The sequence below is a fragment of the Vibrio rhizosphaerae genome, assembly GCF_024347095.1.
GTDB classification, from domain to species: Bacteria; Pseudomonadota; Gammaproteobacteria; order Enterobacterales; family Vibrionaceae; genus Vibrio; species Vibrio rhizosphaerae.
The window spans coordinates 2070768-2097181 of sequence record NZ_AP024903.1 but is presented as its reverse complement, the minus strand read 5'-3'; the positions used below and the strand labels follow the sequence as shown (position 1 = coordinate 2097181).

The window sequence follows — 26414 nt, the reverse complement described above, 5'->3', positions numbered from 1 at the left end:
GAATACACGTGGAAGTTCGTCATGATTGGACCGTTGCAGAAGTGCAATCTTTGCTCAATAAACCGTTTATGGATTTATTGTTTGAAGCCCAGCAAGTACATCGTCACTACCAACCGCATAACTATGTTCAGGTCAGCACCTTGCTATCGATTAAAACCGGTGCATGTCCTGAAGATTGTAAATACTGCCCGCAAAGTGCCCATTATCGGACTGATGTTGACAAAGAACGGCTGATGGAAGTTGAGCGAGTGCTGGATGCCGCCCAGAAAGCAAAGGCGTCCGGTTCGACTCGTTTTTGTATGGGAGCGGCATGGAAGAATCCGAAAGCACGTGATATGCCATTGTTAAAAGAGATGATTTCCGGAGTGAAAGGTATGGGGCTGGAAACCTGTATGACTCTGGGGATGCTCACTGCGGAGCAAGCGCAGGAGCTGGCTCATGCCGGGCTGGATTACTACAACCACAATCTGGACACTTCCCCTGAATTTTACGGCAATATTATCACCACCCGAACTTATCAGGATCGCCTCGATACACTGGCGCATGTCCGGGATGCCGGGATGAAAATTTGTTCCGGTGGCATTATTGGCATGGGTGAAAGCACCGATGATCGTGCCGGGCTATTGGTGGAGCTGGCGAATTTGCCGACTCAGCCGGAGAGTGTGCCGATCAATATGTTGGTAAAAGTCAAAGGCACCCCGCTGGAATCGGCTGAGGATGTCGACCCGTTTGATTTTATCCGCCTGATTGCAGTGGCCCGGATTATGATGCCTCAGTCTGCGGTCCGCTTGTCAGCCGGACGGGAACAAATGAACGAGCAAATGCAGACACTCTGTTTTATGGCGGGTGCGAATTCTATTTTTTACGGCTGTAAATTACTGACCACACCGAATCCGGCGGAAGACAGTGACATGCAACTGTTCCGTAAGCTAGGGATTAATCGTCAGCAAGTGGTACAAAAGCCAGACGAAATTGAGGAAAACGAGTTACTTGATCGTGTGGTCGAACGTGTCGCTGCACGTCCCGGAAAAGATGATCTGTTCTATGAAGCGAGCCTTTAAACAGCGGGTCACGAGCGCATTAGCTGAACGCGCAGCTCAGGGGCTGACGCGCAAACTGGTGCCGCTTGCACGTCAAAGCGGGGCGCAATTCGTTCATCAGGGACAGACATATCTTCATTTTTCCAGTAATGATTATCTCGGTCTTGCCACCGACCCGGCCCTGATTACCGCATGGCAAGAGGGGCTCAGCCGTTATGGCTGTGGCAGTGGTGCTTCACCGTTAGTGACCGGGTTTCATCAGACTCATCAAACCCTTGAAACCCTACTGTGTGAATGGCTGGGATATGAACGGGCGATTCTGTTCAATTCTGGGTTTAGTGCCAATCAGGCGGTGCTGTTTACCCTGTTACAACAGGACGACCTATTGCTACAGGATCGTTTGAATCATGCTTCCCTGATGGAGGCCGGCATGCTTTCGGCAGCGACGATGAAGCGCTTTCGTCACAATGATGCGGCTCATCTTTCAGCACTGTTGTCGGCCGATCAAACCAATATGGTGGTCACTGAAGGGGTATTTAGCATGGATGGCGATTGCGCGCCGCTCGTGGCATTGAGTGACTGTGTCCGGCATCGGGCCGTTTTCATGGTGGATGATGCTCATGGTATCGGGGTATTAGGACCTGATGGCTCCGGGAGTTGTGCTGCGGTCGGTATTCATCCTGATCTGTTGGTGGTGACGTTCGGCAAAGCCTTTGGACTTTCAGGTGCCGCTGTTTTGTGCGATCGAGATGTCGGCGATTATCTTACCCAGTTTGCCAGACATCATGTCTATTCGACGGCAATCCCTCCGGCACAAGCTTATGCGCTCAGTCGGGCCATTGAGATGATTCAACGTGAACAGTGGCGGCGCGATAAATTGCAGTTGCTTCAGGGAATATATCAAGAGCGGCTCGGGCATGTAGCAACAGCGCTGTCACAGACACCGATCCAACCCCTGATTATTGGCAGCAGCGAACGGACTTTACGGGTTGCGACGGCACTTCGGGAGCAGGGCATTTGGGTGAGTGCAATTCGTCCGCCGACTGTCCCGCAAGGAACAGCAAGACTCAGAGTGACCTTGACCGCCGGACACAGTGAAGCGCAGGTGCGTCAATTAGCAATGACATTACGACAAGTCATGGAGAGGCATGGTGAATCCTGAGTTTTCCCAGTCAGCATCATCGGATGCATCTCAGAGAAAGGCGCGGATTGCGGCAGCTTTTGGTAAAGCGGCACAACATTATGATCGCCATGCGGCGTTCCAGCGTGATGTCGGTCAGCAACTGCTGAATTATTTACCGCAGGACTTATGTGGCTGTGTTGTGTTGGATCTGGGATGTGGGACCGGTTTTTTTTCAGCGCAACTGCGACAGCGTGGTGCTGAGGTCATTTGCGCCGATTTGTCCCAGCACATGCTGGCGCAAGCCAGGCAGCGGTGCGGTACGTCCGGATTAACATACTGCCGCTGTGATGCAGAAGCGTTACCCTTAGCCGATCGCAGTGTTGACTTCGTATTCTCTAGTTTAGCGCTGCAATGGTGTGAATCGCTGACGGTTTCATTCCGGGAAATCAAAAGGGTTCTCAAACCGGCAGGGAAGGGCTGCTTCTCCATTTTAGTTGCCGGTTCTTTGACCGAACTGGAACAAGCGTGGGGGGAAGTTGATTCAGCCCGACATGTGAACCGCTTTCTCTCCGGGAATGCGGTAAAAATTGCGTTAGCGCAAGCTGGGTGCACACCGTATCAGATAGACTTATGTTCGTTCGAGCTTTGGTACGACTCAGCAATGCAACTCATGAAAGATTTAAAAGGCATTGGTGCAACACATATTGACGAGCGGACGAGTCGGTTAACCAGCCACCGAATGCTTGCTCAGGTTGAGGCGGTCTATCAAAAATTCGCCAACCGAGAAGGGCTGGTTCCTGCTACTTATCAGGTTTGTTTTGGGGTTATTCAGTAATGATCGACGCACTATTTATTGCAGGTACAGATACGGATGTCGGTAAAACGGTCGCATCAAAAGCGATTTTACAGGCACTTGCTGCCAAGGATTTAAAAACGATAGGTTATAAACCGGTGGCAGCAGGGTGTGAGAAAACCGAATCCGGTTTTCGTAATTCCGATGCTTTACATCTCATTAAGGTTTCGACCTGTCAAAGTGATTATGACAATATCAATCCTTATGCGCTGGCGTTACCGACGTCGCCACATATTGCAGCAAAACATGCAGGGGTGACGATCGATTTTTCAGTATTAAGTGACAAGTTAGCACAGCATAAAGCCAACACGGATATTGTATTGATTGAAGGTGCTGGTGGCTGGCGTGTGCCGGTATCGGATAGCGTCTGTTTGTCTGACTGGGTCAAACAAGAACGCGTGCCAGTGGTACTGGTTGTTGGTATCCAGTTGGGCTGTCTCAATCATGCCATGCTGACCGCAGAAAGTATCCGGGCGGATGGTCTGGAGATTATCGGATGGGTTGCCAATCGGATCAATCCGGGGACTGAGCATTATGCCGATATTATTGAGATGCTGGAACAGAAAATGAATGCGCCGAAGCTGGGAGAAATCCCTTATGTACCCAGTGCGAAGCGTCAGGAGTTGGGACGATTTATCAATGTCGGGCCGCTACTGGCTTAAGTCCATTCACCACCACACCATGACAACAAAAATGCCGAGATTTTCTCGGCATTTTTATGGGGTGAGGATGGTTCACATCGAACCACAGCGCTGTTAGCCGCCCCAGCTCCGGCTGGAAGAACCGAAGCTGCGACTTGAAGAACTGCCCCAGCTTGATTTTGCCGATGATGTCGAGCCAAAACCACCCCGGGAGATGGTCCGGGTCACCGTTGGTTTGGGGGTCATCTGATCGCGATGAATTTTCACCGGATTGGTTCTATAACTCGAACTGCCATAACGATTACCGCTTGCACTGCGCCATTGATGATAATACGGGCTGTAAGGGTAATTAGAATAGAACATCGGCTGTGAATAATAGGGCCGAGGGCCATCCATCATTCTGGCAAACATGAATCCGGCCATTGCCGGCATAAACCAATTATGATGATTCGGATCTGAGCGACACATATCCACGCCAAAATCAGCAATACAGTCATTGAGTGAATTGTAGCGGGGAGCGGTCCGGGCTGATTCTGTGACTGCATTCTGGTAAGCCGCCTTACATTCAGAGGTATAGCTCGGGTTATCTTTGATACAATCATTCAAACTTTTATAAATGACGGCATCTTTACCGCTGTCGCCACACCCGGACAGAGCAAGACCAGCGATTGCAACGGTGATCGGGGCATAAGCGGCACAACGCCAGTCTTTTTTCATGTGTGCCAGAACGACTTGTTTACTTCTCTTCATCATTCTGCTCCTAGTAGGTCATACAGGCCGCATTTAACAGACCGACAGAGACTGACATCGCTGCCATCAAAATCGCTGCTGGGATTTCTCCGGCTTCGATTCGTTCTGCGAGCTTAGGCATAAAGCCGAAGCGAACCACCAGAAAAGCGACAACTTGGGCAATCAGGGCAACCAAACTCCAGACACAAAAATCAACGAGGTTGACCGCATTACTGGCAGCGCCGGCAAGCGCCAGAGAAAAGCCAATCATCGAACCGGATAGGGCAATCCCGGCGGCAGTATTTTTATCATCTTTGACCAGTTTCCACTCATCATAAGGGGTGATTCGCACATAGATCAGCTTAAACAGAATCAGAAACACCAGTGAGATCACAAAGTAAAGTGAAAAATTCCCAAGTCCAAGGAGTGAGTGACGTATAAGTTCCATAAATATTTCCTAATACAGCAATAATTATCCAATGATTTTAAAATCGGTCGGGGTGAGTTCAAAATAAGTGCTTAATACCAGACAATGCTCGGCGTTGTACTGCTTAATCACTTCTTCTCCGGCCACCATGAGGCCTTCAAAGTAACCAGACTCAGTTTCTCGTTCGTAAACCATCACAAATTGATCGGTTTCCGTGACTGAGCCATCTTGATGCCAGGTTTTTTCTGTCATTGCGACGGGCACGATATTGTCCCAGGCTTTTTTAAATTGATGAGATTCCAATGACCAGTCCGTTTTGACGATGCCACTTTCAAGTAGTGTTTGCCATTGATTCTCGGTGTCGATCGGTGAGGTGTCATAGTAATAAAACATTTTGACTTCACGGACATCGGTGTCTTGTGTTCCTTCCTGTAAGACCTGTACATAACCGTCATCATCGGTATAAAAACGGAGTAAGCGGGTCTGTGCGTCCAATTGGATCTCGCCGACGGCTTGGATCAGCTGAGTGGATGAAACACCTTCGATAATTAACTCGGGCTCAATTAACTTAAGCTTGAGAGTATCAAACTCAAAGGCACCTCCCAGACGAAAACCGAGCGCTTCAGGTGCGGTCGACTCCGATGCTTGTGAGTCAGTCATTTTTTTCTTTAGCCAGCTAAACATGGTATCACCTTGATTAAAGTCATGACGAACTGAATAACAACCACTGATTTAAGCGTCGTTAGACAGACCACCGGAATTGATGAATACGTTTTTCAGCAATATAAAATAGTTTGTCGCCACCGGTGATTGATGTACTGAGTGGTGGGTTGAGTTCAATCCCTTGCCCACGATCAACGGCAATCAAAATCGCTTCATATTGCTGCTTGAATTGCAGGAATAACGCTTCCAGCGATGTTTGGCTCTGTCCGGCCGGATAGATGACCGAATATTGAGTCATTCCTTTCTCCGAACTCAGGAGTTCATGGTGAAGGATACTCGAGCCAGGATCAACTGCCGCTTTGGCAAGCATTTCGACCGACACGGAAGGAATACATTCGACATTCGGACAATGTTGTTTGAGAAGGGTACTGAGACCTTCATCATTGAAATAAGCCAGAATGTGGGCATCCGGGTTCTGGCCCGAACAGAATAAAGCCGCAGAAAGGGTAATATCATCTTCTGGATTATCGATGATAATACAACTGGCATGTTGTACTCCGGCCCGGTCCATACCTGCCTGATCGGTGAAGCTGGTCACGCGGACGAACTCGATTTCTCCGGGACGAGGGTTTTCGATTTCCGGGCGGACACACAGCACAATCGGACGTGGCGTATCTTGTTCGTGTCGTAACATATTGATCAGGTGCAGTGTCCGTTGTTCGTTCCAGCCCAAGACTAATATATGATCATTCACTTTAATTTTCCGTTTGCCAAGTAGACTTCGTTTCCAGTACAAGATGAATAGTGTGGCGATGCGGCCAACCGTCAGGGCAAAAATACCCAGTCCGACCGGAATGATAAACAATGCGACAAACCATTTGCCTGCATCGGTTACCGGTGAAAAATCACCATAACCGACCGTTGAAGACGTCACAACGAGGTAGTAGACGAAATCGGTAAATGATTGGGTAATTGCTGTCTCGCCGATCGCATTCAGTCCCAGCCAGCTCACCACCAGATAGCCACCAAATGCGAGAATAATATTCTTCTCGTTCATTTGGTGAATTTGTGTATATATCCAACGTCTTAATTGAATAAAGATAGGCATAATCGTTTTGAATGTTGTTGTAATGAGAGTCACCGCGCGTGTGGCAGTTGTTCAACACAACTGCCACACGGTGTAACGTGAGAGCTTACGACTGACCGCCTTTCAGAATACGCTCAAGTTCATCACTGGCTGAACTTTTTCCACCAGCGGTGATTCCCGCATCTGCCAGTTTACGATCCAAACTCTGGCCGCTACTCTCCTCGGCCATTTCTGCTGCAGCTTCTAACTGGGCACTGCGTTCTGCCTGACGCTTCTTAATTCGCTCCAGAGACTCAACGGCAGTATGCATTTTGGCATTGGCACCGACATTGGTCGCTGAAACAGCACTTTGTGCTTTTTGTACCGCCTCATTGGCTTTGACCACATCAATCTGCTGTTCCAGTTGACGGAGTTTACTTTTGGCCTGAGTGATATTGGTACGCATGACTTGCTCAGATTTTTTAAACTCTCCGAGATAGTTATTCTCTACAGAAGCATCATTTCTGAGATCGGCAACTTTTTGGGCACATTCAAGGGCGAGATCCTGCGCGCCTTTTTCCATTGCATTGCGAGCATGTGCTTCGTATTCTGCGATACCTTCTTCCAGAGATGCAATTTTTTGCTCGGACAGTTTGCGTTTCGCAACAATACCGACCAGTGCTTCATCTGAACGCTTCAATTCTGCTTTTGCTTCACGAATTTCCTGATCCAAAATACGCAGTGCTTGCTGATCGACAATTGCTTCTGCGGTTTCGTTGGCACCGCCTTTAATCGCGGTAAATAATTTTTTCCAGACACTCATGATATTACTCCGTGACTAACTCTTCCTGATACAACTCGATAAATGCTTCCACATTACGGAACAGGGTTTCAACCTCAATGAGGATACTTTCTGCTTTGGACTGCGATGATAACGCACCGAAAGCCACATAATAATCGGCCTGATTGATCTCGTTAATCGCAATGGTTGAGAGCGGGAACATCTTGTGTGTTTTCAAAATCAGCGCATTCAGTTGTGCCTGATCTTTGACATGTGTGGCTGGAAAGAGCACCACTTCAGCAAGAATCTGTTCACCGGCCACGGCAATATAAGCTTGAATACCGTCAGCATTGGTGATAATCAGGGCATCACCCTGGGTTTGCACTTGCCAATCGTCGTTGTGTTGAAGAATGGGCATCATTTCATGAATTTGCCACATAGGTTTCTCCTTGTCTCTGAAGTACAGTCAACTAAAGGTCAGGTGCTTATACGCAGCCTGAAAACTGGTCAGTTGATGTATTTCATCCTGTTATCTATGGTTGAATGCTACCTTGTCACTATCAAGGGTAAACAACAACCCCTACATTGTTTTTTATGAGTAAAAAGATTCATGATATCCGCAGCTTGGCGGTTATCTTGACCCGTCAATCATCGTGGGTCAGTCAATAATAATATGTGGTACATAACGCGACATATCCTGTGTGACTCGCGAAATATCTTCCCGGATAGAGATTCCGGCGGCTTCCTGATTGACCAGCCAACTTCCGATCAGGGTATATTGCTGTCCGAATTTCGGTAAAGGATGGTAAGCCTGATAGATCACACCCTCATCGCCATATGGGCCATCGGTTCTGAGCGTCTGACGGCCATTCTGGACAATCGTTATATTAGCCCCTTCGCGAGCAAATATAGGCTTAATCACATAATCTTTGAGTGTCCCGAGTTCTTTGTCATCTGCAAAATAGGCCGGGAGCAGGTTCGGATGGTTGGGAAACATTTTCCACAACAAAGGTAACAGCGCTTTGTTACTGATAATTGACTTCCACATGGGTTCTAACCAGTTGACCGAAGCCGTTTGAATATTGGCTGCATATTCTTCCCGGAACATAAATTCCCAAGGATAGAGTTTAAATATCCAATGAATCGGTTTATCGGTTAAATCGGTGAACTGTCCTTGGGTGTTCAAGCCGATATCTTCGACATAAACAAAGGTTGTCGATAGTCCGGCTTCTCTCGCGCAATCTTCTAAATACTGAACGGTGCCGCGGTCTTCGACAGAGTCCTTACAACAGCAGAGATGAAGTGTTTGGCCGGGTTGGTAGGTAGCCAGTTGTTGAAAGCGGCTAATCAGCAGTTCTTGCAATAAGTTACATTGGTCAGCATCGCGGCGGATTTTGCCGTGGTTCACCATATCTTCAAGCCATAACCACTGCCAGAATGCCGTTTCATAAAGACTGGTTGGGGTATCGGCGTTATTTTCATATAACTTGGCAGGTTGAGTGCCGTTGTAGGCGAAATCGACACGGGAATATAGGGACGGTTCACGTTTCTGCCATGAATCATACAAGCCTTGCCACATCGACTCCGGAATCTGGAATTTCTGAAGCCAGTACTCATTGCCGACCACGGTATCCACAACCTCCAGACACATTTGATGGATCTCTTCGGTGGGTTTTTCTAAATCATCTTCGATCTGTTTCAGGGTGAACTGATAATAAGCGGTTTCATCCCAGTAGGGTTCACCATAAGCAGTATGAAATCCAAAGCCGAATTGTTTCGCTAAATCTCGCCAGTGCGGCCGTTCCTCGGCATTTAATCGAAGCATGATGATATCGCTATGATCCGTTGTGGTTGACTAAATTGTCCGAATAATAAGCGTTCAGACAGATAAAATATTTAAAATTCAATCGATTATATGAGCTTTACTGACTATGCTGCAAGTTATTTATTGAATAGTAATGAAAAGTGTCAGTAAAGAACGATATTTATCTTTTCGGTGAGACTGGATGGGCAGGCAAATGTTCCGGAAAAATATTGAGAGAACAGATGAAAGGTTAACCACAAGAACAAAAGCCGTCATCTTGAATGGATAACGGCTTAAGTAGAGAAAAACGCTAGTGTGTTGCCGGATAAGTATATTGAGCGGATTTAGCATGTGACTGATGTTGTTTTTTCTGCTCATATACCGGTTGGTCTATACCGAGCTGTTGTTTCGCTTCCTCTTCGGACAGACCCAAATGACAACGTAATAGATCAATAGCCATTTGATAATTGTTAGCTTCTGACATGACGGTTTCCTTTTTTTATCATGTATGGAACGACATCGTACTCGGTAAAAGTAGATGTCTTTCCGGGAATTGACAATAAGACTAAAGTCTAATTTTATAGGGCTGTCAGTATCGTTGAATGACGACCTTCAGGTGATTGGATACTGATAAAACAGGGATGGCTGGGGAAGGGCCGAACCATGTTTGCTTGGCGTGACGTTGTCATCAAATGTTGCAATTTACCGCTTCACCTTGTTTTTGAAATAGACGACCATACTTATGGATATATGGGTCAGTACGCTCTGTTTGACGGAACAGTTTTACGGACGAATCAAAGTGGCAGATGACGCTGTATAAGAATTAAATAATAGGTCGTGACGGCGTAAATGCAACGAACGATCAACTTGTGTATGTTTCTCATGGGAGAGTGAGTCATGAAACGCATTTTGTTATTTTTGGCAACTAACCTTGCTGTCATACTGGTGCTCAGTATTGTCTTGAATATTGTTTATGCGGTGACCGGGATCAGGCCGGGCAGTTTGTCAGGGTTACTGGTTTTGGCCGCAGTGTTTGGTTTTGGTGGGTCATTGATTTCATTGCTGATGTCAAAAGGGATCGCATTACGATCGGTCGGTGGTATGGTCATTGAAAATCCGAGGAACGAAACCGAGCATTGGCTATTTGAGACGGTAAAACGTCAGGCGAAACAGGTCGGAGTCGGTATGCCGACGGTTGCCATTTATGACTCACCTGACATGAATGCTTTTGCGACTGGTGCCAAGCGGAATGATTCGCTGGTTGCGGTTTCGACCGGACTATTGCACAACATGACCCGGGATGAAGCGGAAGCCGTGCTGGCTCACGAGATGAGCCATATTGCCAACGGTGATATGGTGACCATGACGTTGCTTCAGGGGGTGGTCAATACATTCGTTATCTTTATGGCGCGTTTTATTGCCGGTATTGTCTCTTCCCGGGATTCAGATGAGGGGGAAAGCGGCAACCCAATGGTCTACTTTTTAGTTTCGATAGTGTTGGAACTGGTGTTCGGCATCTTGGCGAGCATGATTACGATGTGGTATAGCCGCCATCGGGAATTCCATGCGGATGCGGGCGCGGCGCAATTGGTCGGTAAACAGAAAATGATTGCCGCACTGGAACGTTTGAGAATGAGCCAAGAGTCTCAGTTGGAAGGAACCATGATGGCGTTTGGTATTAATGGAAAACGCTCTTTGACTGAGCTCTTAATGAGTCACCCTCCGCTAGAGAAGAGAATTACCGCATTACGTCAACTGTAATATAAAGCTGACTGCAAAGATCAAAAAAGGCTTCCGAACGGAAGCCTTTTTACTGTCAAGTTAACCAACATCAAGCTAAAAAACGTCAAACCAAGAAACGCATGCTTAAAGTTTGTCGGTAAGTTCAATTGCCTGACCGATATAACTTGCTGGCGTCATCTGTTTCAGACGTGCTTTTTCCGCTTCGGGGATCGCCAGCCCTTCGATAAACTGACGCATTGCTTCTCCGTCGACACGTTTACCACGAGTCAGTTCTTTGAGTTTTTCATAAGGCTTCTCGATACCGTAACGGCGCATCACGGTCTGAACGGGTTCTGCCAAAACTTCCCAGTTCTGATCTAATTCAGCCAGTAAAGCTGCGCGGTTGACTTCAAGCTTACTGATACCTTTCAAGGTCGAGCTATAGGCAATCATGGCATAACCAACACCAACACCAAGGTTACGTAGTACAGTCGAATCGGTTAAATCACGCTGCCAGCGAGAAATCGGTAGTTTTTGTGCTAAATGAGAGAACACCGCATTGGCTAATCCAAGGTTGCCTTCTGAGTTTTCAAAATCAATCGGGTTGACTTTATGTGGCATGGTTGACGAACCAATTTCACCCGCGATGGTTTTTTGTTTGAAGTGGCCCAGAGCGATATAACCCCAGACATCACGATCAAAATCAATCAAGATGGTGTTGAAACGAGCAATCGCATCAAACAGTTCTGCAATATAGTCGTGCGGCTCGATCTGGGTTGTGTATGGATTCCATGTCACCCCAAGAGACTCGGTAATGAACGACTCACTGAACTGGTGCCAGTCTAATTCAGGGTAAGCTGATAAATGCGCGTTATAGTTGCCGACGGCACCATTGATTTTGGCTAAAATTTCAACATTGGCAATTTGTTGATATTGACGTTCCATCCGGTAGGCCACATTGGCCATCTCTTTCCCCATGGTACTTGGAGAGGCTGGTTGACCATGAGTACGAGACAGAAGCGGAATATCACGATACTCTGCTGCCAGCGCGCGAATTGCATCGATGATCTTACGAATTTCAGGGAGAATCACTGTCTCTCTGGCTTCTTTGAGCATCAGAGCATGAGAGGTGTTGTTAATATCTTCAGACGTACATGCGAAGTGTATAAACTCGCTGACCGCATTCAATTCAGGGTGGGCCGACACTTTTTCTTTCAGGAAGTACTCAACCGCTTTGACGTCATGGTTGGTTGTGCGCTCAATCTCTTTGATTCTCTCTGCATCCGCTTCACTGAAGTTGGCTGCAATCTCATTCAGAATGTTATTTGCTTCTTGACTGAAGGCAGGGACTTCTTGAATGCCGGGGGTGCTGGATAGCTTCTGTAACCAACGGACTTCAACGATGGTCCGATACTTTAGGAGGCCATATTCACTAAAGATACTGCGTAACGCAATCGTTTTACTTCCGTAACGGCCATCTACCGGTGAAACAGCAGTCAGTGCTGACAGTTCCATGTTTTTCTCCTGAATATTGATATTGAGTTAGATTTGAGAGTGAATCTTGTTCGCCTGATTCGCGCGATATTTTTAAATTCGAGCTAAAAGAATACTAGCCTGTTCGACCATTTTCTTCCGACCAAAAATAAGATGACGGCGCTTGCCGCCGACTTGACGCCATAAAACGGCACTTCTGATCCCGGCCAACAGCAAAGCGCGGACTTTATGTTGATTTGAGGTTTGTTGTAATACGGATGGTGTACCTGTCACTTGGATGCGTGGACCGATCGGACTGATGACATCGAGATAAACACTCGCAATATTACTCATCATTTGTTCATCCAGAAGCTCAAAATGAGTAGACTGACGTTCAAGCATTTCAAGGCGGTCTCCAAGCTGGGACATGGCGTCCCGGCGACTGTTCAACTTACGCTCTAACGCCATCAGACTAATAATATAGCGTGTCAGTTCACTACCGGATGGCGTGCTGTCCAGCCCGTTTGTCAGGCATTCGAACCCGACCTTGAGATTCCCTTCACGTCCGAACACATCAATGGTACTGGCCGGATTCATGTTTAGAATCGCTTTGATTGAAGTTTCAAAGGCATCAGAATCACAGTAACCATTTTTCGCAACCTGTTGGACCAGAAATGCTGCCTGACAAATGCCTGCAAAAGCGATTGTACGGTCATAGTTTGTGTTCGCCACGTAAAACTCCTGAATTTTATAATACAGTGTATGGAATTCTTGTTTCGATGATCCCGCCGCCGAGGCAGATATCACCGAGATAGAATACAGCGGACTGTCCCGGTGTAACAGCGATTTGAGGCTCATCAAACAGGACTTTCAGTTTACCATCTTTAGCCGGGACAATCGTACATGGGATATCCGTTTGTCGGTAGCGGGTTTTCACGGTGCACTTGAACGGATGCTCCGGCATGAGACGATCCACCCAGTGAAGTTGTGAGGCGATCAACCCTTCAGATTTTAAGAGCGGATGATCCGACCCTTGTACCGCGATCAAAACATTGCGTTGTAAATCTTTTTCTGCCACATACCAAGGTTGTTCGTTGCTGTTTTTCAGCCCCCCGATATGCAGTCCTTTACGCTGGCCGAGAGTATGATACATCAACCCTTGATGCTCACCGATCACTTTGCCTTCCGGCGTTTCAATCTTACCCGGTTGCGCAGGAAGATAACGCGATAAGAAATCGGTAAATTTTCGCTCACCGATGAAACAAATGCCGGTTGAGTCTTTTTTCTTCGCCGTAATCAAACCTTGTTCTTCAGCAATCTGACGAACTTGCGGTTTTTCTAACTCTCCGACCGGAAACAGGCTTTTGGCAATCTGTTCATGGCTGAGTGTATAGAGGAAGTAGCTCTGATCTTTATTGCTGTCTAAGCCCCTTAACATTTGCGGTTTGTCATGACCCGATGGAAAAGTCCGACGGACGTAATGTCCCATAGCAATATAGTCGGCATCCAGAATCTCTTCAGCAAACTCCAAAAAGGCTTTGAACTTGATTTCTTTGTTACACAGAATATCGGGATTTGGTGTTCTTCCCGCTTTATATTCGGCAAGAAAATATTCGAATACATTATCCCAGTATTCGGCCGCAAAATTGATGGTATGAAGGTAGATGCCTAATTTGTCGCAAACCGCTTGCGCATCAGCCAAATCTTCGGCTGCGGTACAATATTCCTCATGATCGTCTTCTTCCCAGTTTTTCATGAACAGGCCTTCTACTTGATAGCCCTGTTGCTGGAGAAGGTAAGCTGATACGGATGAATCAACGCCGCCGGACATGCCGACGATAACTTTCTTCTGTGCGTTTGCTGTTCGGTTTTCTGACATCTCTCAATACCACATGTTCTGTTGAGGTTGCTGATTCTATCAGAAAGAATGTGGCGGTTACAGCTTCATCTGGCGGTTGTATCTTGGGGATGGATATTAAGCTGTGTTCGGTGTATTTCACTCGGAATTAATCCATTACATTTGATAAATGTTCACCCGATAATGATAGAGACACTATCAATATTTTAAGACCGTAAAGATGATCAACATATTGATATTCAACATGTGATTTTTTGTAAAAATTTTTGTCATTATGATATGAACTGATATTTTGCGTTGCAGAAGGTCACAAAGCGTCACAAAAGAGTAATGGTAAAGAGAGATAAAAAATAGCCATTAAAAGTGTACAAAATATATGTATTTATTATAAAAATAGTTGTTGAGAAACAAAAATGATTTTCTGGTATACATGGATGGTTTATATGTCAAGTTTGTCTTTGGCTAAAAATACTGAAAAATATGGAACGGATATAATAATTTTATAAAATTAATCTTTATTGCATCTATATTCACGCGCTGGATTTCATATGCTCTTATCAAGGATATCTTAATATTTGATGTGAAATCGATTACTGTTGTTCAGGGCATTGCTCAAGACTATATTGGCAGCTAAACTTACGCAGTCTTTCCATTCACGATAATTTAAATATGAAGTTTCCCGGCCAGCGTAAGTCAAAACATTATTTTCCTGTCGATGAGCGTGATTTACTCATTTTACGAAGCTCTCAACGAAAAACATCCCCCCATACACACGTCATTGGTATTGACCAAATACTGGTTGATATAGAAGCAACGGTCGATGAGGATTTAATTCAACGGTATGGGTTAAGTATTGGACACTCTTTAGTTATTCAGGATGAGACGGCGGAGTTACTTTATTCTGAGTTGGTTGAAAAGCATCTGATTACTAATGAGTATGCTGGTGGCACAATCGGTAATACCTTGCATAACTATTCTGTATTAGCTGATGATCGTTCTACCTTATTAGGTGTGATGTGCAAGAATATTGGCATCGGTAGTTATGGCTATCGTTATTTGTGCCATACCTCCAGTCGAGTAGATTTGAATCATTTACAGGGAATTGATGGTGCGATTGGGCGCTGTTTTACATTGGTGACTTCAAGTGGTGAACGAACTTTTGCTATTAGCGAAGGTCAAATGAATCAGCTCCAACCGGAAAGTATTCCAGAACATATTTTTCAATCGGCTTCTGCGTTAGTTTTAACGGCTTATTTAATTCGTTGCCAACCCGGTGATCCGATGCCCCAAGCAACGATGAAGGCAATCGAATATGCGAAGAAGTATCAGGTGCCTGTGGTATTAACGTTGGGAACAAAACATGTCATTGAGCAGGACCCGGCTTTTTGGCAAGACTTTTTAAAACAGCACATCACAGTTGTTGCGATGAATGAAGATGAAGGTCATGCTTTAACCGGAGAATCCGATCCGTTGATGGCAGCAAATAAAGCGCTTGAATGGGTTGATTTGGTGTTATGTACGGCGGGCGCGCTTGGTTTATTTATGGCTGGATATACAGAAGATGCTGCCAAACGTCAAACCAGCCTGCCTTTATTACCCGGCAGTATTCCTGAGTTCAATCGTTATGAATTTAGTCGGCCAATGATGAAACAATGTTGTACTCATCCGATCAGAGTATACTCACATATTGCCCCTTATATGGGGGGACCTGAAGTGATTAAAAACACCAATGGTGCCGGTGATGCTGCATTGTCTGCTTTATTACATGACATGGCAGCAAATAGATACCATAAAATGAATGTGCCGAATTCAATTAAGCATCAATATGATTCTATTACTTATTCATCGTTCTCCCAAGTCTGTAAGTATTCTAATAGAGCAAGCTATGAAGTTTTAAGTCAACATTCACCAAGGTTATCAAAAGGTTTACCAGAAAGAGAGGATAGTCTGGAAGAAGCATATTGGGAACGATAACAAAAAATAATTCGGTGAAAAAAGTAGATAAAATGTTTCGCTAAGAATAATTGGTTTCGCATAAAGGTTCATATAATTACTCTGAATGAGAAACAATAAAAAAGGCTCCATGAGGAGCCTTTTAATATTTATGTCGCTGGAATTAGAGCGCAAAATCATCCAGAGACTTGCCTTCATCAAGGGCTTTTTGAATTACAGATGGTGTACGACCTTGACCTGTCCAGGTTTTTTCTGCGCCATTTTCATCGATATATTTATATTTCGCTGGGCGTGGTGCACGTTTACCTTTTGTCTTACCTTCGGTGGAAAGTGCAGAAATTAACGCGTCTACATCGATACCATCTTGTGCAATTTGTTCAGCAATTTGAGCCAGTTTTGCTTCTTGCTTTTCTCTTTCTGCTCGTTCTTGTTCCTCTGATTCTCTGCGTTCTTCAACGACAGAGGTCAGTTTTTCTAAAGCTTCCTCTAACTGAACGAGTGTTAAATTACGTGCATAGGCACGTAAGCTACGAATATTCAGCAGAGTTTTAGTTAGTTCCGACATTTTGTTATTCCCACAACTTTATTTAAACACAATGTAATAATAAACGCAGATATTTATTATGACAACATTAGTGAACTAATAATATATAAAAAAACTGGCAGAATCGTAAATTATTGTAAATGCCTATGTCAAATTATCATTAATTACGATGGATATCATATATGAGCTTGATTTGTTAACAGAGTTATTCATTGAGCTTAATAGGAAGCTTATTGCTTTTGTCTCCTTTTGATTTAAAGAAAGGACAAACCTGTTGCAAATGGTTTTGGTATTTGTACAATGGGCGCGTTCTAATTCGGCCATCAACATATACTGCCGTTATTCTGTCGAAGTGGTAGTGAATTGTTCTAGTCCGTGTAGAGGTGCAATCAAGATAAGTAAATCAGAGTAGGGTGATGCCAGTGACTCTGACTGAAAGGCTTTTTTGCCGAAGTGAATGTGTTTATCGGAGACCGTTCGCTGGGGTTGTTCCCGAATAGGGGCAACACTGCCATAGTCTATTTTTTTGTATAACTATGGAGCGCTACTGTAGGATTGGGTGAAGCGAGATTGCTTTTCACTTAGTTCATCTTTTTGAATGACACAGACAGGTTATTCATATAATTACAATGCAGTAGGTCTCTTACCATATTAAATTATTGGTGATTGAAGATCATGACATTAGTTGATTTTTCCTCTTCCTATATCTCTCTTGTTCCACCGGTTGTTGCTTTGGGTATGGCGATCCTGACCAGACGAGTATTGCTCTCTTTAGGTGTTGGTATCTTGTTGGGGGCCTGCCTGTTGAACGATTATTCTCTGTTTTCTTCGTTCGATTACATCCAAGGCAAAGTTTATGCGCTAGTGATTGAAGACGGTGCAATTAATAGTTGGAACATGAGTATTATCGGTTTTCTTCTCCTACTCGGGATGATGACTGCAATTTTGACGCTTTCTGGCGGGACTCGGGCATTTGCATTGTGGGCCGATAAAAAAGTGAAAGGCAATAAAGGTGCACAATTGCTTTCAGCTTTTTTGGGCGTTTTTATTTTTGTCGATGACTATTTCAATAGTCTGGCCGTTGGTTCGATTTCTCGTCCGGTCACTGACCGGTTCGGTGTTTCCCGCGCAAAGCTGGCATACATTCTTGATTCAACCGCTGCACCTATGTGTATCATCATGCCGGCTTCCAGTTGGGGGGCTTATATTATGACCATCATCGGTGGCATTTTAGTCTCCCACGGTATGACCGAATATACACCGTTGAATGCATATATTGCGTTAATTCCAATGAATTTCTATGCCATTTTTGCTTTATTAATGGTATTCGCGATGATCGTTTTTCAATTAGATATCGGTCCGATGAAGCATCATGAACATCGGGTTGCATCCGGCATCGGGCGTGATGATCAAGCAGCAGAACTCAAAGATGAACTCGATATTCAAGAAAGTGAATCAGGGCGAGTGCGTGACTTAATTGTACCGATTGTGGCACTGGTCATTGCTACCGTTGCCGCGATGCTCTTTACCGGTTGGCAGTCGCTGGCTGCTGCTGGTGAAACATTTAGTATTTTAGGGGCGTTTGAAAATACTAATGTGGGGATGTCTCTGATCGACGGTGGTTTAGTCGGATTGTTGATGGCACTCTTTTCTGTTGTGAGACAACGAATGCCGCTGGGTACCATTTTGAAAACGTTGTTCATCGGGATGAAGTCGATGTTCGGAGCAATCTTAGTGTTGTTTTTCGCATGGACAATCGGAGCCATTATTAAAGATATGCAGACCGGGCTCTATCTCTCATCCATGGCACAAGGCAATATTCCGGTACATTGGTTGCCTGCAATTCTATTTGTGTTGTCAGGGTTTATGGCATTCGCGACCGGCACATCGTGGGGAACGTTTGGCATTATGCTGCCAATTGCCGGAGATATTGCTGGTGCAACCGAGCTGGCGCTGATGATGCCAATGTTAGCCGCGGTACTTGCAGGTTCCGTCTTTGGTGATCACTGTTCTCCGATTTCTGACACCACTATTTTGTCGTCAACCGGGGCGCGGTGTCATCATATTGATCATGTTTCAACGCAACTTCCTTATGCGTTGCTAGTGGCGTTTATCTCGCTGATTGGCTATATCGTTTTAGGGCTGAGTGATTCCGTTAGCTTATCCTTACTGGTGACCTTGGCCGTATTTGCCGTCATCTGTTTTGGCTTTCGTATCCGACAGCAATCTCAGGCATGATTTGTCTTATGAAGATTATTTGCATAAAAAGTCAAAAGAGGGGTTGCAAAACCCCTCAAGCTTGTATAGTGTGAAGAAAACTTGATAGGCAAGTTAAAGATTTTTCCAAGTATGCGCGGTTTTATTATGAAAAGTTTTATTACGAACATTCATCACCATCATCATCCCTAAATTATCTTTCGGGAGATGAGCGCATACCCGGGAGATAAAATTCTCCCGGAGGTGAAATGAAAAAATTCAATGAACCCTCGGGAGTAATTCCGAGGGTTTTTTTATATGCTTTACATGAAGAAACAGCTGACATCCAAAAGTTGAATGGATACTGACAAGAACAATGATTGACAAGGAATTATTTATGCAAGCACAACAACGCCTGAGAATTGCAGTTCAAAAAAAAGGTCGCCTGAGCAAGGAATGTATGGCTCTCCTGAAGCAGTGTGGTGTGAAGTTTAATGTGATGGGGGAGCGATTAGTTGTCCACTCCCTGAATATGCCGATTGATCTTCTGTTAGTCCGTGATGACGACATTCCGGGATTAATTATGGATGGCGTCGTGGATTTGGGATTTGTCGGTGAAAACGTCCTCGAAGAAACTCGTTTGGATCGTCTGGCGCTGAATGAACCAAATGAGTTCGTATCTTTAAGACGCCTTGAATTTGGCGGATGTCGTTTGTCGATTGCGATTGATAAAGAGAAAACATACAACGGCCCGCAAGATTTGAATGGTATGAGAATTGCGACAACATATCCTCATCTGCTCAAAGCTTATATGGATCGTCAGGATATTCCATTTACCACCTGTATGCTGACCGGTTCAGTAGAAGTCGCGCCAAGAGCCGGACTCGCAGATGCGATTGCGGATTTAGTGTCAACCGGCGCGACACTAGAAGCCAATGGACTGAAAGAAGTTGAAGTGATTTTCGAGTCAAAAGCAACGCTGGTTCAGCGTTGTGGGGATTTTGCGCCTGACAAAGCAGCTTTGATTGATAAATTACTGACCCGGATGCACGGCGTTCAGCAGGCGAAAGAGTCGAAATACATCATGCTTCATGCACCGGTGGATAAACTAGCAGAGATTAAACAATTACTGCCGGGCGCAGAAGATCCGACGGTTTTACCGCTGTCAGCTGATAAATCAAAAGTTGCGGTACATCTTGTAAGCTCTGAAAATTTGTTCTGGGAAACCATGGAGCATTTAAAAGCCTTAGGGGCGAGTTCGATTCTGGTTCTGCCGATTGAAAAAATGATGGAGTGATCATAATGAGAACGGTTGTATGGCAATCTTTAAACAAAGAGCAGCAAGCTTCGGTTTTGGAGCGTCCGGCGATCATTGAGGGTGCAAATGTTACCGCAGCGGTAGCAACAGTGATTGAACAGGTTCGTCAAAACGGGGATCAGGCGCTCCGAGCACTGACGGAGAAGTTCGACAAAGTCAGTCCTGAGAATATTCGTGTGTCAGCACAAGAAATTCAAGCTGCTTCGGAACGTCTCTCTGAACCGATGAAACAGGCACTTGAGCAGGCTTACGCAAATATTACTAAATTTCATAAAGCTCAAATTGCCCCACCCATTCAGGTCGAGACCATGCCCGGGGTGGTGTGTGAACAGATCACTCGTCCTATTAATACGGTCGGTTTGTATATTCCCGGGGGGAGTGCTCCGTTACCTTCCACGGTCTTGATGTTGGGCGTTCCGGCTCGCATTGCGGGCTGTCGAAAAGTTGTCTTATGTTCACCGCCGCCGATTGCAGATGAAATCCTTTATGTGGCAAAGCTGTGTCAGATCGATGAAGTGTATAATGTTGGTGGTGGTCAGGCGATTGCAGCCATGGCCTACGGCACGGAATCTGTCGCAAAAGTCGATAAGATTTTTGGCCCGGGCAATGCGTATGTCACAGAAGCGAAACGTCAGGTGAGCAACGATTTTCGCGGTGCTGCGATTGACATGCCCGCAGGTCCTTCTGAAGTGATGGTGATTGCTGATGAGACCGCCGACCCGGACTTTATTGCTGCGGATCTACTCAGTCAGGCGGAGCATGGTCCCGATTCTCAAGTGGTTCTTGTGACCCCTTCTCCGATTATTGCAGACCAAGTCACCGATGCGGTGAAGTCTCAGCTCCGTGTTCTTTCCCGCGCCGAGACGGCTGAAAAAGCACTGGCATCGAGTCTGGTGATTATTTCTGAATCGATGACACAGGCCATTTCTATTTCTAATATCTATGGCCCGGAACATTTGATCGTACAGACGAAAAATCCGCGGGAGCTGTTGCCATTGCTCGACAATGCCGGCTCGATCTTTTTAGGCAGTTGGTCTCCTGAATCTGCCGGTGATTATGCCTCCGGAACCAATCACGTTTTGCCAACTTATGGTTACACCAGAACTTATTCCAGTCTGGGGCTGGCGGATTTTAGTAAGCGGATGACGGTTCAGGAACTTTCAGCCGATGGGTTGCGTCAACTGGCACCGACTGTGGTGACAATGGCTGATGCCGAAGGATTGGATGCGCACAAACGCGCTGTGACGCTTCGAATTGAAAAATTAAATCAGGCGGAATCATAATGGAAAAACTTGCCAGACAACAGGTTCAACAATTAACACCTTATCTTTCTGCCAGACGAATTGGGGGGAGTGGGGATGTGTGGCTCAATGCCAATGAATCCCCGTTTGATAATGAGTATTCACTCACGCTGTCAGGATTGAACCGCTATCCTAGCTGTCAACCGGAAGGAATGATCGCGGCGTATGCCTCGTATGCCGGTGTTCAGCCAGAACAAGTTTTGACGACGCGTGGTGCGGATGAGGGCATTGAGCTGATTATCCGCGCGTTTTGTGAGCCGGGTGACGATGCGATTCTTTACTGCCCGCCCACCTACGGCATGTATGCTATTAGTGCTGAGACGATTGGTGTCGCAAGAAAAGTGGTGCCGCTGACATCCGACTGGCAACTGGATTTACCAGCCATTGAAGCCAATTTAGATGGGGTCAAAGTTGTGTTTGTCTGTAGTCCGAATAACCCGACCGGGAATTTAGTCAATCGGGAAGATATTGTCACCCTGCTGGAGTTGACTAAAGATCGGGCGATTGTCGTGATGGATGAAGCGTACATTGATTTTTGCCCACAGGCATCGACGGTTGATTTATTGGAACAGTACGGGCATCTGGCTATTTTGCGGACTTTATCGAAGGCATTTGCACTGGCCGGATTACGTTGCGGATATACCTTGGCCAATGCCGAATTAATCCAAGTGTTACTCAAAGTCATTGCGCCGTATCCGGTGCCGTATCCTGTCTCTGAAATTGCGGAGCAAGCGTTGTCAGCAAGTGGTCTGGCGCGAATGAAATACCAGACCTTGGAGATTAACACCAATCGCGCATATCTTCAGGCCGGGCTCTCTGCTATTCCCGGGGTGACGGTATTCGATGGCTGGGGAAATTATCTGTTGGTTGAGTTTCCTGATGGTGATGCATTATTCCAGGCTGCATGGGATAACGGGATGATTTTACGCAATTCACCGATTGAAAACTGTGTTCGGATTAGTGCCGGCAGCCGGGAAGAGTGTGAAAAAACCTTAGCGTTTATCCGTGGCTTTTATCAGTAATGGATCGACCAGTAACAGATGGAACAAGAATGGACCGTTTGACCGATAACAAAAGGATGACTCAGTGAGCAAACAACAAAAGATTTTATTTATTGATCGGGATGGCACGTTAATCGTTGAGCCCCCGGTTGATTTTCAGGTGGATCGTCTCGATAAACTGAAGCTTGAACCGGATGTGATTCCCAGCCTCTTGTCCCTTCAGAATGCCGGGTATCGTTTGGTGATGGTGACCAATCAGGATGGTCTTGGCACGGAGAGTTACCCGCAAGCCGATTTTGATGCTCCGCATCAAATGATGATGGATATTTTTACATCGCAAGGGGTGACATTTGATGATGTGCTGATCTGCCCGCATTTTGAAGCGGATAACTGTACTTGTCGTAAACCTAAACTCGGTTTAGTGAAAAAATACTTACAGGAAGGCCTGGTTGATTTTCAGCGTTCTGCGGTGATCGGTGATCGTGTGACTGATTTGCAGTTAGCGGAGAACATGGCCATTCGTGGTATTCAGTACAATCCAGATAGCATGGGATGGCAAGCGATTGTTAAGCAATTGACTACGGCACCCAGAACGGCAGAAGTGGTCCGTCGCACCAAGGAGACGGATATTGTGATTACTGTCAATCTTGATGAAGCGGGTCACAATCAAATCGCTACCGGACTGGGATTCTTCGATCATATGCTCGACCAGATTGCTACGCATGGCGGATTCAGTCTCTCGGCTCAGGTACAGGGCGATCTACATATTGACGACCACCATACGGTGGAAGACACCGCATTAGCTTTAGGGCAGGCGATCAAAGAAGCATTGGGAGACAAACGGGGGATTGGCCGTTTCGGCTTTACGTTGCCAATGGATGAGTGCTTGGCACAATGTGCTTTGGATCTGTCCGGTCGACCTTACTTTAAATTCGACGCCCGATTCTCTCGCGAGCAAGTGGGAGACTTTTCAACGGAAATGACTTATCACTTTTTCCGTTCGCTGACCGATACACTGGCTTGTACACTGCATCTCTCTTCTACCGGTGACAATGATCATCATATTATTGAGAGCCTGTTTAAAGTGTTTGGCCGGACACTCCGTCAGGCGATCAAAGTGGAAGGGAATGAATTACCCAGCAGTAAAGGAGTTTTGTAATGACGAAGGAAAAAGTTGTCATTATTGATACAGGGTGTGCCAATGTATCGTCGGTTCGGTTTGCTGTCGAACGCCTTGGCTATGCGGTCACGATTTCAAAACAGCCGGAAGTGGTACTCGCGGCAGATAAGCTGTTTTTGCCCGGCGTCGGGACGGCAAAAGAGGCCATGAAAAATCTCCAAGAGCGAGATTTAGTCAGTTTGGTGAAACAGGTCGAGAAGCCTTTATTAGGGATCTGTTTAGGGATGCAATTATTTGGCAAACGTTCCGAAGAAAAAGTCATCGATGGCAGTGATACCGTCGAGTGTCTCGGCCTCTGTGAAGGGGTAGTGAAGCGCATGGAATGCGGTTCACTACCGTTGCCACATATGGGGTGGAATACTGTCACTGCAACCGAAAACCCACTCTTTAAAGGGATTGAACGCGGTCATCATTTCTATTTTGTTCACAGTTATGCGATGCCGATAGGGGACTACACCATTGCCGAGTGTGATTATGGGCAGCCCTTCAGTGCTGCGATTCAGAGTGGCAATTATTACGGGGTTCAGTTCCACCCGGAACGTTCCAGTAAAGCCGGGGCGAAATTGATTCAGAACTTCTTAGAACTCTGAGAAGCAGACAAAGGATATTGTTGTGATTATACCTGCATTAGATTTAATTGACGGTCAGGTTGTCCGCCTGTTTCAGGGAGATTACGGGCAAGTGACCGAATATAAAGTGGATCCGGTTGAGCAGTTCAATCATTATCATCAGGCCGGTGCTGATTGGTTGCATCTGGTCGATTTGACGGGGGCGAAAGATACGGCGGCTCGTCAGTTAGACTTGATTGCCCGTTTATTGGCGGGGACCCCGGCCAATATTCAGATCGGCGGTGGCGTTCGCACCGAGCAAGATGTTGTCGATCTGCTTCAGGCTGGTGCGCAACGAGTGGTGGTCGGTTCGACGGCTGTCAGGCAGCCTGAATTGGTCAAAACATGGATGGAAAAATACGGTCCGGAAAAAGTGGTGCTGGCCCTGGATATCAATATTGATGCTAACGGGCAGCGTCGGGTCGCGATCTCCGGTTGGCAGGAAGATTCGGGGGTCACGATTGAAGCATTGATTGAAGATTACCTGACTGTGGGCTTGAAACATGTGTTGTGCACCGATATTTCACGCGACGGCACCTTAAGTGGCTCGAATGTTGAGTTGTATGTGGATCTTTGTCGTCAATATCCACAAATCGCCTTCCAGTCGTCAGGGGGGATTGGCTCTCTGGACGATATTCAGGCATTGAAAGGGTCTGGTGTCGCTGGTGTGATCGTTGGCCGGGCACTATTGGATGGTAAATTTACTGCAGAGGAGGCATTTGCATGTTGGCAAAGCGAATAATCCCGTGTCTTGATGTCAGAGATGGTCAGGTGGTGAAAGGCGTACAGTTCCGTAACCACGAGATTATCGGTGATATTGTTCCTTTGGCACAACGTTATGCCGAAGAAGGGGCTGATGAGCTGGTCTTTTATGATATTACCGCTTCCAGTGATGGTCGTGTGGTTGATAAAAGTTGGGTGCAACGGGTATCCGAAGTCATCGATATACCGTTTTGTGTCGCCGGGGGAATTCGAAGCGCAGAAGATGCGGCCCGTATCCTTGAATTCGGTGCAGATAAAGTGTCGATCAATTCGCCTGCTTTAGCCGATCCTCAGTTGATTACCACCCTTGCCGATCGGTTTGGTGTGCAGTGTATTGTCGTTGGGATCGACTCCTATTTTGATCAGGAAACAGGTCAATATCAGGTGTATCAGTTTACCGGCGACGAACAGAGAACCAAAGCGACACAATGGCAAACCAAAGATTGGGTTCAGGAAGTTCAGCGGCGCGGGGCCGGTGAAATTGTCTTGAATATGATGAATCAGGACGGCGTACGGCAGGGATATGATATTCAGCAACTGAACATGGTGCGTGATGTTTGTGATATTCCGCTGATTGCTTCCGGTGGTGCCGGTGAAATGGTGCATTTTGCGCAAGCATTTTTACAGGCAAATGTGGACGGTGCACTAGCGGCATCGGTATTCCATAAACGGATCATTGATATAACAGAACTCAAGCAGTATTTAAAATCAGAAGGGATCGAGGTGAGATTATGAGTGGTAGCGAAACACTGGCATCCCTTTCCGGGCGGATTGACTGGGATAAAGTTGAAGGATTGATTCCTGCAATCATACAGGATTTTCAGTCAGGCCAAGTATTGATGATGGGGTATATGAATGACTTAGCACTGGAAAAAACCGTATTGACGGAACAGGTCACGTTTTTCTCACGGACGAAACAGCGCTTATGGACCAAAGGCGAAACTTCCGGCAATGTGTTACAGCTGAAAAATATTGCGCTGGACTGCGACCATGACACCTTACTGGTCAAAGTCGATCCGGTCGGGCCGACTTGTCATACCGGAACAACCAGTTGTTGGGATACCGATCAGCAAGAGGAGTCACAAATGGTGTGGCTTCACCAACTGGAGCAACTGTTGGGTGAGCGCAAACAAGCCGATCCGGAATCTTCTTACACCGCCAGTTTGTACGCCCGTGGCACCAAGCGTATTTCGCAAAAAGTGGGCGAAGAAGGCGTTGAAGTCGCGCTTGCTGCGACGTCGGGCGATAAAGCGGAGCTAGTGTGCGAATCTGCCGATCTCATCTACCATCTGTTGGTCTTATTGCAAGATCAGGGATTATCGATGAATGATGTCATTAACAAACTCAAAGAGCGTCATCGATAGTCAGATT

27 protein-coding genes, 1 riboswitch and 1 other annotated feature are annotated in these 26414 nt (G+C 46.2%); of the genes, 15 read left to right on the top strand and 12 right to left on the bottom strand.

What is annotated here, in order from left to right; genetic code table 11:
- Window positions 1-8: 8 nt before the first annotated feature.
- The 4 genes from bioB to bioD are packed head-to-tail and all read left to right on the top strand — an operon-like array spanning window position 9 to window position 3678.
- Window positions 9-1061, top strand: a complete 1053-nt coding sequence (gene bioB / locus OCV37_RS08965; protein ID WP_038179564.1) for a biotin synthase BioB — start codon at window positions 9-11, stop codon at window positions 1059-1061.
- Complete coding sequence (gene bioF, locus OCV37_RS08960) at window positions 1045-2202, top strand: 8-amino-7-oxononanoate synthase (RefSeq protein WP_038179565.1); 1158 nt, start codon at window positions 1045-1047, stop codon at window positions 2200-2202. The genes bioB and bioF overlap by 17 nt, the downstream gene beginning before the upstream one ends.
- Window positions 2189-2998 carry a malonyl-ACP O-methyltransferase BioC gene (gene bioC / locus OCV37_RS08955; protein ID WP_038179567.1) on the top strand — a complete coding sequence of 270 codons (810 nt, stop codon included), beginning with the start codon at window positions 2189-2191 and terminating at the stop codon, window positions 2996-2998. The genes bioF and bioC overlap by 14 nt, the downstream gene beginning before the upstream one ends.
- Window positions 2998-3678 (top strand): dethiobiotin synthase, encoded by a 681-nt coding sequence (gene bioD, locus OCV37_RS08950; RefSeq protein ID WP_038179569.1) that lies wholly within the window; start codon window positions 2998-3000, stop codon window positions 3676-3678. The genes bioC and bioD overlap by 1 nt, the downstream gene beginning before the upstream one ends.
- Before the next feature lie 93 nt (window positions 3679-3771).
- On the opposite strand, the gene OCV37_RS08945 is transcribed toward bioD, so the two are convergent.
- The 8 genes from OCV37_RS08945 to OCV37_RS08910 all read right to left on the bottom strand — a co-directional run bounded on the left by OCV37_RS08945 (window position 3772) and on the right by OCV37_RS08910 (window position 9611).
- Window positions 3772-4410 (bottom strand): DUF1190 family protein, encoded by a 639-nt coding sequence (locus tag OCV37_RS08945; protein ID WP_261888081.1) that lies wholly within the window; start codon window positions 4408-4410, stop codon window positions 3772-3774.
- A gap of 7 nt (window positions 4411-4417) precedes the next feature.
- Complete coding sequence (locus tag OCV37_RS08940; protein ID WP_038179572.1) at window positions 4418-4834, bottom strand: DUF350 domain-containing protein; 417 nt, start codon at window positions 4832-4834, stop codon at window positions 4418-4420.
- A 24-nt stretch (window positions 4835-4858) separates the two neighbouring features.
- Complete coding sequence (locus OCV37_RS08935; RefSeq protein ID WP_038179574.1) at window positions 4859-5497, bottom strand: YjfK family protein; 639 nt, start codon at window positions 5495-5497, stop codon at window positions 4859-4861.
- Window positions 5498-5555: 58 nt separating this feature from the next.
- Window positions 5556-6584 (bottom strand): ion channel, encoded by a 1029-nt coding sequence (locus OCV37_RS08930; RefSeq protein ID WP_038179575.1) that lies wholly within the window; start codon window positions 6582-6584, stop codon window positions 5556-5558.
- An 85-nt stretch (window positions 6585-6669) separates the two neighbouring features.
- A complete protein-coding gene (locus OCV37_RS08925; protein ID WP_038179576.1) occupies window positions 6670-7365 on the bottom strand; it encodes a PspA/IM30 family protein in 696 nt (231 codons plus the stop codon).
- 4 nt (window positions 7366-7369) lie between these two features.
- Window positions 7370-7741: a DUF2170 family protein gene (locus OCV37_RS08920; RefSeq protein WP_390902292.1), complete on the bottom strand. Its 372-nt coding sequence runs from the start codon at window positions 7739-7741 to the stop codon at window positions 7370-7372.
- 240 nt (window positions 7742-7981) lie between these two features.
- The gene (locus tag OCV37_RS08915; RefSeq protein ID WP_038179581.1) at window positions 7982-9148 is read right to left on the bottom strand and encodes a glutathionylspermidine synthase family protein; all 1167 of its coding nucleotides are present in this window, start codon (window positions 9146-9148) and stop codon (window positions 7982-7984) included.
- 289 nt (window positions 9149-9437) lie between these two features.
- On the bottom strand, window positions 9438-9611 hold the full coding sequence (locus OCV37_RS08910) for a hypothetical protein (RefSeq protein ID WP_169739354.1): 174 nt from the start codon (window positions 9609-9611) through the stop codon (window positions 9438-9440).
- Between the two features lie 413 nt (window positions 9612-10024).
- Between OCV37_RS08910 and htpX the strand changes: the two genes are divergently transcribed.
- Window positions 10025-10888, top strand: coding sequence for a protease HtpX (gene htpX, locus OCV37_RS08905; RefSeq protein WP_038179583.1), 864 nt, complete (start codon window positions 10025-10027; stop codon window positions 10886-10888).
- Window positions 10889-10993: 105 nt separating this feature from the next.
- On the opposite strand, the gene purB is transcribed toward htpX, so the two are convergent.
- The 3 genes from purB to mnmA form a co-directional block, all read right to left on the bottom strand.
- Window positions 10994-12364 (bottom strand): adenylosuccinate lyase, encoded by a 1371-nt coding sequence (purB, locus tag OCV37_RS08900; RefSeq protein ID WP_038179586.1) that lies wholly within the window; start codon window positions 12362-12364, stop codon window positions 10994-10996.
- Window positions 12365-12436: 72 nt separating this feature from the next.
- Window positions 12437-13054, bottom strand: coding sequence for a high frequency lysogenization protein HflD (gene hflD / locus OCV37_RS08895; RefSeq protein WP_038179590.1), 618 nt, complete (start codon window positions 13052-13054; stop codon window positions 12437-12439).
- A gap of 16 nt (window positions 13055-13070) precedes the next feature.
- Entirely contained in the window at window positions 13071-14201 is a 1131-nt protein-coding gene (gene mnmA, locus OCV37_RS08890; RefSeq protein WP_038179594.1) for a tRNA 2-thiouridine(34) synthase MnmA, read from the bottom strand.
- A 648-nt stretch (window positions 14202-14849) separates the two neighbouring features.
- Between mnmA and OCV37_RS08885 the strand changes: the two genes are divergently transcribed.
- Window positions 14850-16154, top strand: coding sequence for an inosine/guanosine kinase (locus OCV37_RS08885; RefSeq protein ID WP_038179595.1), 1305 nt, complete (start codon window positions 14850-14852; stop codon window positions 16152-16154).
- A gap of 142 nt (window positions 16155-16296) precedes the next feature.
- On the opposite strand, the gene OCV37_RS08880 is transcribed toward OCV37_RS08885, so the two are convergent.
- Window positions 16297-16698 (bottom strand): H-NS family histone-like protein, encoded by a 402-nt coding sequence (locus OCV37_RS08880; RefSeq protein WP_038179597.1) that lies wholly within the window; start codon window positions 16696-16698, stop codon window positions 16297-16299.
- Between the two features lie 349 nt (window positions 16699-17047).
- Window positions 17048-17232, top strand: a riboswitch (Lysine riboswitch).
- Window positions 17233-17352: 120 nt separating this feature from the next.
- Here OCV37_RS08880 and OCV37_RS08875 point away from each other — a divergent pair.
- From OCV37_RS08875 to hisIE, 9 genes are all read left to right on the top strand, one after another.
- Complete coding sequence (locus tag OCV37_RS08875; protein WP_038179598.1) at window positions 17353-18915, top strand: Na+/H+ antiporter NhaC family protein; 1563 nt, start codon at window positions 17353-17355, stop codon at window positions 18913-18915.
- 149 nt (window positions 18916-19064) lie between these two features.
- Window positions 19065-19191 (top strand) — a sequence feature (His leader region).
- 79 nt (window positions 19192-19270) lie between these two features.
- Entirely contained in the window at window positions 19271-20170 is a 900-nt protein-coding gene (gene hisG, locus OCV37_RS08870; protein ID WP_038179600.1) for an ATP phosphoribosyltransferase, read from the top strand.
- A gap of 5 nt (window positions 20171-20175) precedes the next feature.
- Window positions 20176-21474: a histidinol dehydrogenase gene (hisD, locus tag OCV37_RS08865; RefSeq protein WP_038179602.1), complete on the top strand. Its 1299-nt coding sequence runs from the start codon at window positions 20176-20178 to the stop codon at window positions 21472-21474.
- Entirely contained in the window at window positions 21474-22514 is a 1041-nt protein-coding gene (gene hisC, locus OCV37_RS08860; protein WP_038179604.1) for a histidinol-phosphate transaminase, read from the top strand. The genes hisD and hisC overlap by 1 nt, the downstream gene beginning before the upstream one ends.
- 64 nt (window positions 22515-22578) lie before the next feature.
- On the top strand, window positions 22579-23652 hold the full coding sequence (hisB, locus tag OCV37_RS08855; RefSeq protein WP_038179605.1) for a bifunctional histidinol-phosphatase/imidazoleglycerol-phosphate dehydratase HisB: 1074 nt from the start codon (window positions 22579-22581) through the stop codon (window positions 23650-23652).
- Window positions 23652-24263: an imidazole glycerol phosphate synthase subunit HisH gene (hisH, locus tag OCV37_RS08850; protein WP_038179607.1), complete on the top strand. Its 612-nt coding sequence runs from the start codon at window positions 23652-23654 to the stop codon at window positions 24261-24263. The genes hisB and hisH overlap by 1 nt, the downstream gene beginning before the upstream one ends.
- Window positions 24264-24285: 22 nt before the next feature.
- Window positions 24286-25023: a 1-(5-phosphoribosyl)-5-[(5-phosphoribosylamino)methylideneamino]imidazole-4-carboxamide isomerase gene (gene hisA / locus OCV37_RS08845; RefSeq protein WP_038179608.1), complete on the top strand. Its 738-nt coding sequence runs from the start codon at window positions 24286-24288 to the stop codon at window positions 25021-25023.
- Window positions 25005-25778 carry an imidazole glycerol phosphate synthase subunit HisF gene (gene hisF / locus OCV37_RS08840; RefSeq protein WP_038179610.1) on the top strand — a complete coding sequence of 258 codons (774 nt, stop codon included), beginning with the start codon at window positions 25005-25007 and terminating at the stop codon, window positions 25776-25778. Before hisA ends, hisF begins: the two co-directional genes overlap by 19 nt.
- Window positions 25775-26407 (top strand): bifunctional phosphoribosyl-AMP cyclohydrolase/phosphoribosyl-ATP diphosphatase HisIE, encoded by a 633-nt coding sequence (gene hisIE, locus OCV37_RS08835; RefSeq protein ID WP_038179612.1) that lies wholly within the window; start codon window positions 25775-25777, stop codon window positions 26405-26407. Before hisF ends, hisIE begins: the two co-directional genes overlap by 4 nt.
- Window positions 26408-26414 lie beyond the last annotated feature (7 nt).

Excerpts from the sequence above, each read along its gene's own strand:
- bioF (WP_038179565.1), top strand. The coding sequence starts at position 1,045 with ATGAAGCGAGCCTTTAAACAGCGGGTCACGAGCGCATTAGCTGAACGC.
- bioC (WP_038179567.1), top strand. The coding sequence starts at position 2,189 with ATGGTGAATCCTGAGTTTTCCCAGTCAGCATCATCGGATGCATCTCAG.
- bioD (WP_038179569.1), top strand. The coding sequence starts at position 2,998 with ATGATCGACGCACTATTTATTGCAGGTACAGATACGGATGTCGGTAAA.
- OCV37_RS08945 (WP_261888081.1), bottom strand. The coding sequence starts at position 4,410 with ATGATGAAGAGAAGTAAACAAGTCGTTCTGGCACACATGAAAAAAGAC.
- OCV37_RS08940 (WP_038179572.1), bottom strand. The coding sequence starts at position 4,834 with ATGGAACTTATACGTCACTCACTCCTTGGACTTGGGAATTTTTCACTT.
- OCV37_RS08935 (WP_038179574.1), bottom strand. The coding sequence starts at position 5,497 with ATGTTTAGCTGGCTAAAGAAAAAAATGACTGACTCACAAGCATCGGAG.
- OCV37_RS08930 (WP_038179575.1), bottom strand. The coding sequence starts at position 6,584 with ATGCCTATCTTTATTCAATTAAGACGTTGGATATATACACAAATTCAC.
- OCV37_RS08925 (WP_038179576.1), bottom strand. The coding sequence starts at position 7,365 with ATGAGTGTCTGGAAAAAATTATTTACCGCGATTAAAGGCGGTGCCAAC.
- OCV37_RS08920 (WP_390902292.1), bottom strand. The coding sequence starts at position 7,741 with ATGCCCATTCTTCAACACAACGACGATTGGCAAGTGCAAACCCAGGGT.
- OCV37_RS08915 (WP_038179581.1), bottom strand. The coding sequence starts at position 9,148 with ATGCTTCGATTAAATGCCGAGGAACGGCCGCACTGGCGAGATTTAGCG.
- OCV37_RS08910 (WP_169739354.1), bottom strand. The coding sequence starts at position 9,611 with ATGTCAGAAGCTAACAATTATCAAATGGCTATTGATCTATTACGTTGT.
- htpX (WP_038179583.1), top strand. The coding sequence starts at position 10,025 with ATGAAACGCATTTTGTTATTTTTGGCAACTAACCTTGCTGTCATACTG.
- purB (WP_038179586.1), bottom strand. The coding sequence starts at position 12,364 with ATGGAACTGTCAGCACTGACTGCTGTTTCACCGGTAGATGGCCGTTAC.
- mnmA (WP_038179594.1), bottom strand. The coding sequence starts at position 14,201 with ATGTCAGAAAACCGAACAGCAAACGCACAGAAGAAAGTTATCGTCGGC.
- OCV37_RS08885 (WP_038179595.1), top strand. The coding sequence starts at position 14,850 with ATGAAGTTTCCCGGCCAGCGTAAGTCAAAACATTATTTTCCTGTCGAT.
- OCV37_RS08880 (WP_038179597.1), bottom strand. The coding sequence starts at position 16,698 with ATGTCGGAACTAACTAAAACTCTGCTGAATATTCGTAGCTTACGTGCC.
- OCV37_RS08875 (WP_038179598.1), top strand. The coding sequence starts at position 17,353 with ATGACATTAGTTGATTTTTCCTCTTCCTATATCTCTCTTGTTCCACCG.
- hisG (WP_038179600.1), top strand. The coding sequence starts at position 19,271 with ATGCAAGCACAACAACGCCTGAGAATTGCAGTTCAAAAAAAAGGTCGC.
- hisD (WP_038179602.1), top strand. The coding sequence starts at position 20,176 with ATGAGAACGGTTGTATGGCAATCTTTAAACAAAGAGCAGCAAGCTTCG.
- hisC (WP_038179604.1), top strand. The coding sequence starts at position 21,474 with ATGGAAAAACTTGCCAGACAACAGGTTCAACAATTAACACCTTATCTT.
- hisH (WP_038179607.1), top strand. The coding sequence starts at position 23,652 with ATGACGAAGGAAAAAGTTGTCATTATTGATACAGGGTGTGCCAATGTA.
- hisF (WP_038179610.1), top strand. The coding sequence starts at position 25,005 with ATGTTGGCAAAGCGAATAATCCCGTGTCTTGATGTCAGAGATGGTCAG.
- hisIE (WP_038179612.1), top strand. The coding sequence starts at position 25,775 with ATGAGTGGTAGCGAAACACTGGCATCCCTTTCCGGGCGGATTGACTGG.